Source organism: Azospirillum sp. TSO5 (assembly GCF_003116065.1).
In the GTDB taxonomy this organism is placed as follows: Bacteria; Pseudomonadota; Alphaproteobacteria; order Azospirillales; family Azospirillaceae; genus Azospirillum.
The window spans coordinates 15,045-27,113 of sequence record NZ_LGQY01000086.1 but is presented as its reverse complement, the minus strand read 5'-3'; the positions used below and the strand labels follow the sequence as shown (position 1 = coordinate 27,113).

Below are 12,069 nucleotides of genomic sequence, written 5' to 3'. Positions count from 1 at the left end.
TCAATGCCATGGTCCGAGACAACAAGGAATGGGAGGCAATGCCACACTCACCATGAAAACAACATGGTTGCTCCCCCGCTGCGCGGGAGAGGGGGTAGGAGCTTTGCCGGAGTTTCGCAAAAGGACGGCGGAGTTCCCTCTCCCGCGGAACGCGGGGGAGGGTTAGGGAGGGGGCAATCGGCGTGCACCCCTCACAGCAGCCCCACCGCCTCCAGATCGCGCCGCAGCGCCTCGGCGCCCAGGAACAGGTGCGCCGACATTCCCACCGATCGCGCCGTCTCGACATTGTCGGGGTTGTCGTCGATGAAGTAGCAGTCTTTCGGTGCGAGACCGTAACGATCCATCAGCCGCCGATAGATCGCCGGGTCTGGCTTCACCAGTTGTTCCTGACCCGAAACGATGATCCCGTCGAAGCCGTTCAGGAAGTCGAAGCGCTTGCGCGTCAGTTCGAACTTGTCGACCGAGAAGTTGGTGATGGCATAGACGGGAACGCCGCGGGCCTTCAGCTCCGCCAGGATTTCCGGGGTGCCGGGAATCGGGCCGGGCACCATGCGTTCCCACATGTCGTCATAGGCGCGGATCAGCTCGGCGCAGTCCGGATGCTCCTCGATTAGCAGGGCGACCCCGTCCGACCAGGGACGGCCGCGGTCCTGCTCCAGGTTCCAGGCGGGGGAGCAGACCCGGTCGAGGAAATCCTCCATCAGGTCTTCGTAACCGTCGAACAGCTCGCGATAGAGATGCCGCGGGTCCCATTCGATCAGCACCTGCCCGACGTCGAAGATAACGGCGGACGGCTTGGTTTGCTCGGTCATTCCGGTCATCGAACGCTCCGCCTCAGCCCTTGGCACGGGCGGCTTCGGTCAGCCGCTTCATGTCGTCCAGCCGGATGGCGCCGGGCACCAGCTCGTCGCCGAAGATGAAGGCCGGGGTGCCGCGGATGTTCAGCTTCTCGGCCAGCGCCTGGTTGGCGGCGATCACCTTCAGCACGTCCGGCGACTCCATGTCCTTCTTCAGCCGGTCGGTGTCGAGCCCGACCGACTTGGCCAGCCGCATGATGACGGCCTCGTCCAGCTGGCCGCGCTGCGCCATCAGGGCATTGTGGAACTCCATGTATTTGCCCTGCGCGCGGGACGCGAGCGCCGCCTTGGAGGCGACCACGGAGGCCGGACCCAGGATCGGGAATTCCTTCAGGACGAAGCGCAGCTTGGGATCACCCTTGATCAGCGACTGAGTATCGGCCTGTACCGCCTTGCAGTAGCCGCACTGGTAATCGAAGAACTCCACCACCGTGACGTCGCCCTGCGGGTTGCCGGCGACCGGGTCGGCGGGGTTGCGGGTCAGTTCCTGCTTGTTCTCCACCAGGGCCTTGCGGGCCTGTTCGGCCTCCGCCGTCTTCTGGCGTTCCTGCATGGCGTCGACGGCCTGCAGGATCACCTCCGGATGCTCCATCAGATAGTCGCGGACGATCTTCTCGATGGCGGTCTTCTGGGTGCTGTCGAAGCTCGCCGATTGCGCACGGGCCGGGACGGCGGCGGACAGCGCCAGCGCCGCGACGGGCAGGGCCAGCAGGGCGGAACGCAGGAACGGCAGGGCGGGGCGCATGAGGGCGGTCTCCGAAACACGAAGGGAGTTGGGCCGAAGGCCGCCCACACTGGACCGACAATCCGGTCCGGACAAGTGCAAAGCGCCTGCCCGGACCTCACGTTTTAGCGATCGGTAATCTGCGTTTGGCGATCAGCGGGCGCGCAGCAGCTCGCCCACCGACAGCAGCGCCATCTCGTCGCCGTCCGCCTTGCCGATGGTCCGGCCGGTGGAATAGGGCAGGTTGTTGTCGTTGACGACGACGATGTGGTCGGCGTCGACGACGTTCACCCCCTCCGGCCCCAGATGGGGCATGACGAAGCGGCCTTCCGGCGCCTGCCCCGCACGGGCCTTGTGGTCGGGATCGGCGATGTCGGTCAGGTCGATGTAGCCGACCTTGCGGACAAAACCCTCGGCATCGGCCCCGGCGATGTCGACCTTGTAGATGCGCTTGAAGGCGGCGGGCGCGTTGAAGCAGTCCGGCTTGGCCTCGCCCTGGCAGGCCTGGGTCTTCGCCCCTTCGGTGCTGTCGTCGCGCTCGATCATCAGGGCGCTGCCGGCGTCGATCATCGCCATGTCGGCCACGACGTTGGCGTTGTCCTCCAGCCTGTACTTCCAGGAGCGGCCGGTGTACGTGCGGCTGGCGACGTCGAACTCGAGGATGCGGGTGTACGCGTGGCCGTCCTTGTTCTCGAAGCCGTTGGCGGCGGCGTTCCACAGCGGGCCTTCCAGCGACGGGTACAGCGTCTTGCCGTCCGGCGACACGCCCATCGGCTCGAACCCGCGGGAGCGGCGGACCTCGAAGGTGACGGCACCGGGGACCGCCGGCAGGCCGTTGTTGCGGTAATGGTCGGGCGAGCGGGCCGGCTTGCCGTCGATCACCGTCTCATGCACCGCGCTGACCACGCCGTCGCGGCTCAGCTCCAGGATATAGGGGCCGAACTCCTCGCCGATGAACAGGCGGTCGCCCTGGACCACCAGCGATTCGGGGTCGAAATCGGCGCCGGTCAGGTAACGGCTGGTGCTGTTCTCGTTGACGATGGCGAAGGGGACCTTGCGGTCGGGATCGCGCAGGAAAATGGTCTCCAGCCGCTGCATGGCGCCGCTCTGCCAGTCCGGCTTGACGCGGTGGACCATCAGCAGGGCGTCGACCGAGTTGACCTTGCTGCCGAAGCCGTTGTCGGTCAGCGCCAGGAACTCGCCGTTGCCCTGCGGCACGATGGCGGAGAAGCCCTGCACCGCCTGACCGGCGACCGGCAGCATGATCTCCGTCCCGCGCGGTGCCTTGGGATCGGCGGCGAAGGAGGTGGCGCGGATGCTGCCGACGGCGTCCACGCGCTTGCGATCGGCGTTGGTGAACTTGCCGGCGCTGGCAAACAGCGGCCCGGCATCGGCCGGCGCCTGCACCAGCGTGTCGGCCGGCAGCACCGCATGACCGGCGAGCGTGGCGGGATAGCGCTTGGCCTGCTGCTCCTGGGCCAGAGCCGGGAAGGCGGCGAGGCTGGCGGACAGAAGGGCCGCGGTGGCGAGCAGGGAGCCGCGCCAGGGGCCATGCCAGGGCTGGGGACGGACGGACGGCATGCGGTGTACTCCGTGGACGGAACCGCGCGCCCGAAACGGATGGGGGCGCGCTCGATGTCCGCGGAATAGCAAGCGGCGATGACGTGGCCGGGACGGTTCGGTGACCGTTGCGTTACCGGAAGGACGCTTTCGTCATATGACCCCCCCAGCTTTGCGTTACGGTCTGCTGACGTTACTGTCCGCCGCCACCGGTCTGGCCGCGGATGTCCTGGGCGCGCAGCCAGCCCGGCGATCCGGCGGGCAGCAGCTTCTCAGCCCGCTCCGCCTGCGCCTTGGCCATCGGCATGTCGCCGCGTGCCAGCGCTTCCTCCGCCGTGGCGTAGGCGACCATGCCGTCGTTCTTCTTCATGCTCCAGGCCTGCGCGGTCAGCCGCCACAGGAAGGCGGACTGCGCCTTGCCCTTGGCGGCGATCTGGAGGTTCTTCAGCGCCTCGTCCGCCAGACGGGGATCATGCTGTTCCAAGAGGGCGTGGGCGAGGGAGACGCGGATCGTTCCGGCTTCGGAACCAGCCAACTCCACCGCCTTTCGATACGGAGCCGCCGCATCCGGCGCCCGGCCGGTCTGCAGCATCAGGTCGCCCTTCATCTCATACAGGTAGGGGTTTTTCGGCTCGTCGGCGATCAGCCCGTCGATCAGCGGCGTCGCTTGCTTGATGTCGCCCTGGCGGAAATAGGCATAGGCGCGGCCATAGCGGGCGGCGGGCGAGGGATCGTTCGCCTTGTAGCGCTGCAGGGCGCCGCGCGGGTCGAGATAGCCGTACAGCTTGGCCTGGATGCGCCGCAGATCGGCCTCCGTCGCCGCCGGCAGATGGGCGTTGGCGTAGTGGGAGCGGGAGACGAAGGACTTCACCGCGTCGATGCGTTCGCGCGTCAGCGGGTGGGTCAGGCGGTAACCGGCGTCGCGGTCGTTCATCAGCGGATCGCCGACCCCCAGCTTTTCCAGGAAGGTTTCCATCCCCTTGGCGGAGATGCCCGACTGTTCCAGGAAGGACAGGCCGGCCTGATCGGCCGACGCCTCCTGCGTGCGGGAGAAGGACAGGTAGTTCCGCTCCGCCAGATGCTGGCCCAGCATGACGCCGGCGGCACCCGCCCCGGCATTGCGTGACGCCAGGCCGCCGATGACGCCCAGCCCCATGCCGAGCAGCGAGGAGAGGAAGGCGTTGTCCATCGCCTCCGCCCCCCGCACCAGATGCCCGCCGGAGATGTGGCCGGTTTCGTGCGCGATCACGCCCAGCAACTGGTCGGCATTGTCGACGTCGAGCAACAGCCCGGTGTGGATGAAGATGTTCTGCCCACCGGCGACGAAGGCGTTCACCGTCGGATCGTTGATCAGCAGGATCTGCACCGAATCCGGGTCGACGCCTGCCGCCTGGAAGATTGGCCGGGCCATCTTGCGGATGATATGGTCCGTCTCGGCGTCGCTGAGGATTTGCATCTCCGAGCGGCGCTGCGCGCTCGCCGGTGGCGCTCCCCACACCAGCGACATCAGACAAACGGACATGATGGCGACGACCGAAACCAGCCTGCTGGGCTTGCGCACCGTGACGACCTCCGGCTTGGAACAGCGGATTCCCGCGCGCGACCGGCGGAACTCCGGACCGCGACACACTCGCTTGCAAATCTGGCAACGGTTGGGCGCGGTTGCCATAGCTGCATCACTGCTGCCGGGCTGCGTCAACACCAAGTTCAAGACCGACGCCACGGTGCAGAGCTTCGTCGTCGCCGACGAACCCTATGCCGCCGGTGTGGGGCGCGACATCATCGCCCAGGGGGGCAAGGCCGGTGACGCCGTGGCGGCGATGGCGCTGGCGATGACCGCCAGCCTGCCGTCCCGCGTCGGATTGGCCGGCGGCGGCGTCTGCGTGTTGTTCGATGCCGCCTCGAAGAAGGCGCGCACCATCGATTTCCTGCCGCGTCCGGCCGGTGCCGGCGGCGCCGCCATGCCCGCCATGGCGCGCGGCCTGTTCGCCGTCCAGGCCTCCGCCGGCGTGATGCGGTGGGAGCAGGTCATCTCCCCGGCCGAACAGCTGGCCCAGTTCTCCCCCGGTCTCAGCCGCGCGCTGGTGCAGGATTTGACCGCTTTCGGCGGGCGGCTGGCGCCCGATTCGGAGACGCGCCGCCGCTTCCTCGGCACCGGTACTCCCGCCGTCGGCGCGGTGGTCGGCCAGCCGGAGTTGGCTGCGACCCTGTCGGTCCTGCGCCGGCAGGGGGTGGGCGCCTTCTACAGTGGTCCACTCGCCGCCACGGTCGCCCAGGGCACCGGCATCGATCCGGCGCAGCTGCGCGCCTATCAGCCGCGCGTCGCCGGAACGCTGACCGTGCCCTTCGACATCTCCGACCTTCATGTGCCCGACCTGAACGAGCCGGAGGCCGGCGCCGCCCTGATCCAGGCCTGGAAGGCGGTGGCATCGCTGCCGCCGGGCGAGCGCGCCACCCGCGCCGCCCAGCTGCTGGGCGCCACCGGCAAGGGCGCGACCGCCGCCGGTGCCGGCGTGATGGTGATCGATCCCGACGAGAACGGCGCCGCCTGCGCCTTCACCCAGGGGGCGCCCTTCGGCACCGGCCGCGGCATCCCCGGCACCGGCATGCTGGTGGCCCAGGGGGTTGACCGCGGCGGCTTCGGTGCGCCGGCGCTGATCGCCAACTCCATCATCGGCCGCACCCTGTTCGCCGGAGTCGGCACCGCCAACGGCGACGACGGTCCGGCCGCCGGCCCGGCCGCACTGCTGTCGGCCGCCCTTCCGGCCGGTCTGGAGGACAAGTCCACCGCCCCGCAGATTCAGGCGGCCCGTCCCCAATCCATCCCCGGCCGGGTCAGCTTCGCCGGTTGCCGGGTTTCGATCGAGGATGGGGTCCGCTATTGCCAGACGGCAATCGACCCGCGCGCTGGCAGCCTGGGGCTGACGGTCGAAAGCGAACGCAAGCGGGAATGACACTGCCGGAAAACGGCACGTCCAAAGAGAGCCCGGCCAAAGAAAGTTAGAGACGGACAATCATGAGCAAGCAGCCCAAGGTTTCTAAGCGGGGCGCGATTCCGCCCTTCTTCGTGATGGAAGTGATGCATGCCGCGGCCGAGCGCGAGGCCGCTGGACTGGAGGTCCTGCACATGGAGGTGGGGCAGCCCTCCACCGGCGCGCCGAAGGGCGTGGTGCAGGCGGCGGCCACCGCGGTGGTCGGGGCCGACCCGCTGGGCTACACCGGCGCGCTCGGCATCCCGCCGCTGCGTGCGGCCATCGCCAAGTGGTACAAGGATCGTTACGGCGTCGATGTGCCGGAGCGCCGCGTGGTCGTCACCACCGGGTCGTCGGGCGCCTTCCAGTTGGGCTTCCTCGCCGCCTTCGATCCGGGCGACCGGGTGGCGATGGCGTCGCCCAGCTATCCGGCCTACCGCCACACCCTGACCGCCGCCGGCGTCGTCCCGGTGGAGCTGCCGACCGGGCCGGAGCATCGCTTCCAGCCGACCGTCGAGCTGCTGGAAGCCCTGGACGAGCCGGTGCAGGGCCTGATCGTCGCCAGCCCGGCCAACCCGACCGGCACGATGCTGAGCCGTGAGGAACTGACCTCCCTGTCCGACTGGTGCCGCGCCAACGGCGTGCGCATGGTGTCGGATGAGATCTACCACGGCCTGACCTATGGCACCGACGCGGTGACCGCCGCCGAGGTGAACGATCAGGCGCTGGTGGTCAACAGCTTCTCCAAATATTTCTCGATGACCGGCTGGCGTCTCGGCTGGATGATCGTGCCGGACGATCTGCTGCGCTCGGTCGAATGTCTGGCGCAGAACCTGTTCATTTCCGCGCCGACGCTCAGTCAGGTCTCGGCGGTTGCCGCCTTCGACTGTACGGAGGAGTTGGACGGCCACGTCGCCCGCTATGCCCGCAACCGCGCGCTGCTGCTGGAGGAGCTGCCGAAGGCGGGCTTCACCAAGATGGCTCCGGCGGACGGCGCCTTCTACATCTATGCCGACGTGTCGGACATGACCGACGACAGCGAGGCGCTGGCGAAGCAGATCCTGGAGGAGACGGGCATCGCCTGCACCCCCGGCATCGATTTCGACACCGCCCGCGGCCGCCGCTTCCTGCGCTTCAGCTTCGCCGGGTCGGAGGCGACCATCGCCGAGGCGGCGCGGCGGCTGATCGCCTGGCGGGCGGGGAAGTAGGGGGCCGGTTGGGCGGGGTGGCGGCTGCGGAGGCCCCCTCCCTAACCCTCCCCCACCTTTGGTGGGAGAGGGGACCGCCGCTGCTTCGCGTTACCGTTCATGCCGACAAAGGTCCTGCCCCCTCTCCCTCGAAGAGGGGGAGGGATGGGGAGGGGGCAAGCGCGGCAGCCACCCTCAAAACAGATGCTGCCCGCCCGTGATGAAGGTCTCCGTGCCGGTCACGTAGGCCGAGTCCGGTCCGCAGAGATAGAAGATCACCGCGGCGACATCCTCCGGTGTGCCCATACGCTTCAGCGGGATGCGCGGGATCAGCACGTCGTATTCCGGGCCGGTCATCGCGGTCTCGATCTCTCCGGGGGCGACCGCGTTGACGCGGACACCGATCTCCGCGAACTCCACCGCCATTTCGCGGGTCAGGCCGGACAGCGCCGCTTTCGAGGTCGAGTAGGCCGATCCCGCGAAGGGATGCACCGAATGGCCGGCGATAGAGGTGACGTTGACGATCGCCCCCTTCGCCCGCGACAGCGGGGCGGCGAAGCCGCGCGCCAGCACCAGGGCGGCGAAGAAGTTCAGCTCGAACACCCGGTGCCAGCCCTCGATCGAGCCGTTCAGGCAGCCGAGCCGCTCCTTGATGGGGGTCTTGGGCGAGATGCCGGCATTGTTGATCAGGGCGTGCAGCGGCGCGCCGTCCAGCGCCTTGTTCGCCTCCTCCACGAAGGCGGCGCGGCTGGCCGGGTCCGACAGGTCGGCCGGGATGTGGTGGGTCCAGTTGGGATCGCGCCGGCAATGGTCCGGCACCTCCTCGCGCGAGCAGGAGATCACGCGCCAGCCTTCGTTGCTGAACCGGGTGACGGTGGCGTGTCCGATACCCCGGCTGGCGCCGGTGAGAATGACGACTTTGCGGTGCGGCATGGGGGGCTGCGCTTCACGAATGATTGCGGTCGGCGGGGAAGGCGGACGCCCTGGGAACGGCCTCGGGGTTACGGATGCGGGAGCCGGGCGCTCCCGTATCTGCCGGTCCCCATCTGCCGGTGGTCCACCGCCTGCGGCGATCCTACCCGCCGCCGCTTCGCCTGTCATCCGCCAGTATGCCGGCCGCCCATTCGCTGTTGGGCGCGACTGAACGACGCAATCGCCGGCTTTGTCCATTGACGTTGCGTCCGGCAGCGCCAACCTTGGCGCAATCCCCGCACCGACGGAGCCAGCCCTTGCCGCGCCAGCCCTTCCGTCCCGCCGCCGCCGTTCCGCGCCGCCGCATCGCCCTGCTGACCGTCGCGGCGCTGTTCCTGAGCGCTCCCACCGCTTGGACCACGGAGGCCAAGGCCGAGGACGCCGCGCGCATCGGCTGCGTGCCGCCCGGCGTCTGGGCGGACGGCACCGGAACGGCGGTAGAGCCGGTGCCGCTGCTGCGCCGGATCGCCGAGGCGCCCGTGGTCCTGCTGGGGGAGCAGCATGACAAGCCGGACCATCACCGCTGGCAGCTTCATACCCTGGCCGGGCTGCACGCGCTGAACCCCGATCTTGCCGTCGGGATGGAGATGCTGCCGCGCCGGCTGCAGCCGGTGCTCGACCGCTGGGTGGCGGGAGAACTGACGGAGAGCGAGTTCCTGAAGCAGACGGACTGGCGCAGCGTCTGGGGCTTCGATCCGCAATTCTATCTGCCGATCCTGCAGTTTGCCCGTCTGCACCGGTTGCCGGTGGTGGCGCTGAATGTGGAACGCTCGTTGGTCAGCCGCACCGCCCGCAATGGCTGGGCCGCCATCCCGGAGGCGGATCGCGAGGGCGTCGGCACGCCGGCCCTGCCGACCGAGGCCTACCGCAACCGCCTGACCGAGACGCTGGCGGCGCACGACCACTCGGAAGCCCGCGCCGCCGCGCCCGACGATGCCCCCAACAAGGCTGCCCAGCGCTTCATCGAGGCGCAAGGCGTCTGGGACCGCGCGATGGCGGAGAAGATCGCCGAGACTCGCCGCGCCACCGGCCGCAGCGTGATCGGCATTCTGGGGGAGGGGCATGTGGCCCAGCGGGACGGCGTGCCGCACCAGTTGGCCGACCTCGGCATTCGCGACGCCGTCGTGCTGCTGCCGTGGGACGCCGACCGCGACTGCGACGATCTGGACGGCCGCATCGCCGATGCCGTCTTCGGCCTGGGGCCGGCGCGGGAGGATGCCGAACCGCAACGCCCCAAACTGGGCGTGCAGCTCGACCCCGGGCCGGAAGGGATCACGGTCGGGGCGGTCGGCGACGGCAGCGTGGCGGCGGCGGCGGGCCTGCGCACCGGCGACCGCATTCTGGTCGCCGCGGGAACGCCAGTGCGTGCACCGGCCGATCTGGTGGCGGTGATCCGCCGTCAGGCGCCGGGCACCTGGCTGCCGCTCACCATCCGCCGCGACGGGGCGGAGCAGGAGCTGGTGGCGAAATTCCCGACGGAGAAGACAGGCACGCCTTAAAGCATCTTCTCCCACCGCGCCAGCGCATCGGGCGTGGGATTGACCGCCGGGGCACAGTCCAACTGGCCGAGCCGCTCATGATGCTCGCGAAGGGCCCAGACGACGGTGGGGAAGGCAAGCTCGCTCCAGGGGATGTCTTTCCAGGCGAACAGGCCGACCTCCAGGCTCTCTGGGCCGGGTTCCACATCGGGGGACAGCAGCCGGGCGCGGAAGATCATCTGGACCTGGCTGATGCGCGGGATGTCGTAGATCGCCAGCAGATGGTCGATGTCGATGCGCGCCCGCGCCTCCTCCCAGGCTTCGCGGGCGGCGCCGTCGCGGGTGCTCTCGCGCTCTTCCATATAGCCGGCGGGCAGGGTCCAGAAGCCCTTGCGCGGTTCGATGGCGCGGCGGCAGAGCAGGATGCGGCCATCCTCCCAGGTCGCCACCGCCCCGACCACGATCAGCGGGTTCTGGTAGGCGATATAGCCGCAATCCGGGCACATCAGCCGCTCGCGATCCTCGCCGGGCGGAATGGCGCGGACGCGCGGTCCCCCGCAGTCGGGGCCGCAATCGGGGGAATTGTTGTCGGGGAGCGTGTCGTTCGGCATGGCTTCCGATATGGCGCCGTATCCTTGGTTGGGCAAGCGGGGAAAGCGGCGGCTCGGCCGGTGCGGCTCCCTGTCCGTTCGTGCCCCGTTCCAATTCGCGATTCGTTCCGATAGGCTGTGCCCGTCTCAGACGGTGAGGGAAGTCGGGGTGACGCAGTTCCTGGTCAACGGGATGGTGATTGACGGCCTTTCGCTGGCGGTCGGGCTGGTGGCCGGCCTGCTGCTGGGCACCGCCGTCGCCTGGGCGGTGATGCGCGCCGCCGCCGGACGGGCGGAAGCCGCCGCCGCCGCCCTGCATGCGGAGTTCGCCACCCGTCTCGACCTTGCCGAACGGACCGAGGACGATCTGCGCGAGGAGATCGAGGCGCGCGACCACCAGATCGCCCGTCTGCATGGCGAGGTCGCCGACGCCCGCGAACGCCATGCCCAGATGTCCACCCGGCTGGAGGCGGAGCGCACCGCCGCGGCGGAGAAGATGGCGCTGCTGGAGCGCGCCCAGGCGGCGCTGGCCGACAGCTTCAAGGCCCTGTCGGCGGAGGCGCTGCACCAGAACAACCGCAGCTTCCTCGATCTGGCGCGGGAGACGCTGACCGGCTTCCAGGAGCAGGCGAAGGGCGACCTGGACAAGCGGCAGACCGCCATCGCCGCCATCGTCGACCCGGTGCGCCAGTCGCTGGAGGCGATGGACCGCCAGATCCGCGAATTGGAAAGCACGCGGGCCGGCGCCTATGAGGGGCTGAAGCAGCAGGTGCTGTCGCTGGTCGAAACACAGACCCAGCTGCGGGCGGAGACCGGCAACCTCGTCCGTGCTCTGCGCACCCCGGCGGCGCGCGGGCGCTGGGGCGAAATCCAGCTGCGCCGGGTCTGCGAAATGGCCGGCATGCTCGACCATTGCGACTTCGTCGAGCAGGTGTCGGTCGACAGCGGCAGGCTGCGCCCTGACCTGATCGTCACGCTGCCCGGCGGCAAGACCATCGTGGTCGATGCCAAGACGCCGCTGGAAGGTTATCTGGACGGCATCCAGGCGGTGGAGGAGGTGGCGCGGCGCGACGGTCTGGTCCGCCATGCCCGCCATGTGCGCGAGCATATGAAGCAGCTCGGCACCAAGGGCTATTGGGACCAGTTCGACGACAGCCCGGAATTCGTCGTGCTGTTCCTGCCCGGCGAGAATTTCTTCTCCGCGGCGCTGGAGCAGGACCCGGCGCTGATCGAGGCCGGCATCGACCACCGCGTCATCCTGGCGACACCGACCACCCTGATCGCGCTTCTGCGCGCCGTCGCCTATGGCTGGCGGCAGGAGCGGCTGGCCGACAATGCCCGCGAAATCAGTGCGCTGGGCGCCGAGCTTTACAAACGGCTGTCCGACCTGGGCGGCCATATGGAAAAGCTGGGCGGGCAGTTGGACAAGGCCGTCGGCTGCTACAACAGCGCGGTGGGGACGCTGGAGTCGCGGGTTCTGGTCAGCGCCCGCCGCTTCCGCGACCTGCACGCCGCGCCGGAAGGGGCGGAGATGCCGCTGCTGGAACCGCTGGACCACAGCCCGCGCCGTTTGCAGGCGACCGAACTGCGCGCCGTGCCGCCGGTGGAGACCACCGCAGCCGATTGATGGGCGTCCGGCCGGTTGATGCGGCATTTCGCCCCACCGGCGACGGCGCCCGGCCGCCGCTCATCGACGCTGCGGTGCGGCGGCGGGCGTGCTATCCATGCG

10 protein-coding genes are annotated in these 12,069 nt (G+C 69.2%); 4 read left to right on the top strand and 6 right to left on the bottom strand.

Features of this window, described 5'->3' with window-relative positions; genetic code table 11:
- Window positions 1-191: 191 nt before the first annotated feature.
- The 4 genes from TSO5_RS21670 to TSO5_RS21655 all read right to left on the bottom strand — a co-directional run bounded on the left by TSO5_RS21670 (window position 192) and on the right by TSO5_RS21655 (window position 4,702).
- Complete coding sequence (locus TSO5_RS21670; protein WP_247870872.1) at window positions 192-821, bottom strand: HAD family phosphatase; 630 nt, start codon at window positions 819-821, stop codon at window positions 192-194.
- Between the two features lie 13 nt (window positions 822-834).
- Window positions 835-1,602, bottom strand: a complete 768-nt coding sequence (locus TSO5_RS21665; RefSeq protein ID WP_109153514.1) for a DsbA family protein — start codon at window positions 1,600-1,602, stop codon at window positions 835-837.
- A gap of 132 nt (window positions 1,603-1,734) precedes the next feature.
- On the bottom strand, window positions 1,735-3,162 hold the full coding sequence (locus TSO5_RS21660) for an esterase-like activity of phytase family protein (protein ID WP_109153512.1): 1,428 nt from the start codon (window positions 3,160-3,162) through the stop codon (window positions 1,735-1,737).
- Window positions 3,163-3,334: 172 nt separating this feature from the next.
- The gene (locus TSO5_RS21655; RefSeq protein ID WP_109153510.1) at window positions 3,335-4,702 is read right to left on the bottom strand and encodes a M48 family metalloprotease; all 1,368 of its coding nucleotides are present in this window, start codon (window positions 4,700-4,702) and stop codon (window positions 3,335-3,337) included.
- Between TSO5_RS21655 and TSO5_RS21650 the strand changes: the two genes are divergently transcribed.
- Window positions 4,662-6,095 (top strand): gamma-glutamyltransferase, encoded by a 1,434-nt coding sequence (locus tag TSO5_RS21650; RefSeq protein ID WP_247870871.1) that lies wholly within the window; start codon window positions 4,662-4,664, stop codon window positions 6,093-6,095. The two genes, TSO5_RS21655 and TSO5_RS21650, sit on opposite strands and share 41 nt — an antisense overlap.
- A 62-nt stretch (window positions 6,096-6,157) precedes the next feature.
- Window positions 6,158-7,321 carry an aminotransferase class I/II-fold pyridoxal phosphate-dependent enzyme gene (locus TSO5_RS21645; protein WP_109153508.1) on the top strand — a complete coding sequence of 388 codons (1,164 nt, stop codon included), beginning with the start codon at window positions 6,158-6,160 and terminating at the stop codon, window positions 7,319-7,321.
- A 174-nt stretch (window positions 7,322-7,495) separates the two neighbouring features.
- Here TSO5_RS21645 and TSO5_RS21640 read toward each other — a convergent pair whose 3' ends face one another.
- Window positions 7,496-8,233, bottom strand: a complete 738-nt coding sequence (locus TSO5_RS21640; RefSeq protein WP_109153506.1) for an SDR family oxidoreductase — start codon at window positions 8,231-8,233, stop codon at window positions 7,496-7,498.
- Between the two features lie 296 nt (window positions 8,234-8,529).
- On the opposite strand from TSO5_RS21640, the gene TSO5_RS21635 reads away from it, so the two are divergent.
- Window positions 8,530-9,771 carry a ChaN family lipoprotein gene (locus TSO5_RS21635; protein ID WP_247870870.1) on the top strand — a complete coding sequence of 414 codons (1,242 nt, stop codon included), beginning with the start codon at window positions 8,530-8,532 and terminating at the stop codon, window positions 9,769-9,771.
- Here TSO5_RS21635 and TSO5_RS21630 read toward each other — a convergent pair.
- Window positions 9,768-10,361 carry an NUDIX hydrolase gene (locus TSO5_RS21630; protein WP_109153505.1) on the bottom strand — a complete coding sequence of 198 codons (594 nt, stop codon included), beginning with the start codon at window positions 10,359-10,361 and terminating at the stop codon, window positions 9,768-9,770. The two genes, TSO5_RS21635 and TSO5_RS21630, sit on opposite strands and share 4 nt — an antisense overlap.
- A 148-nt stretch (window positions 10,362-10,509) precedes the next feature.
- Between TSO5_RS21630 and rmuC the strand changes: the two genes are divergently transcribed.
- Complete coding sequence (rmuC, locus tag TSO5_RS21625; protein ID WP_247870869.1) at window positions 10,510-11,967, top strand: DNA recombination protein RmuC; 1,458 nt, start codon at window positions 10,510-10,512, stop codon at window positions 11,965-11,967.
- The last annotated feature ends 102 nt before the right edge of the window (window positions 11,968-12,069 follow it).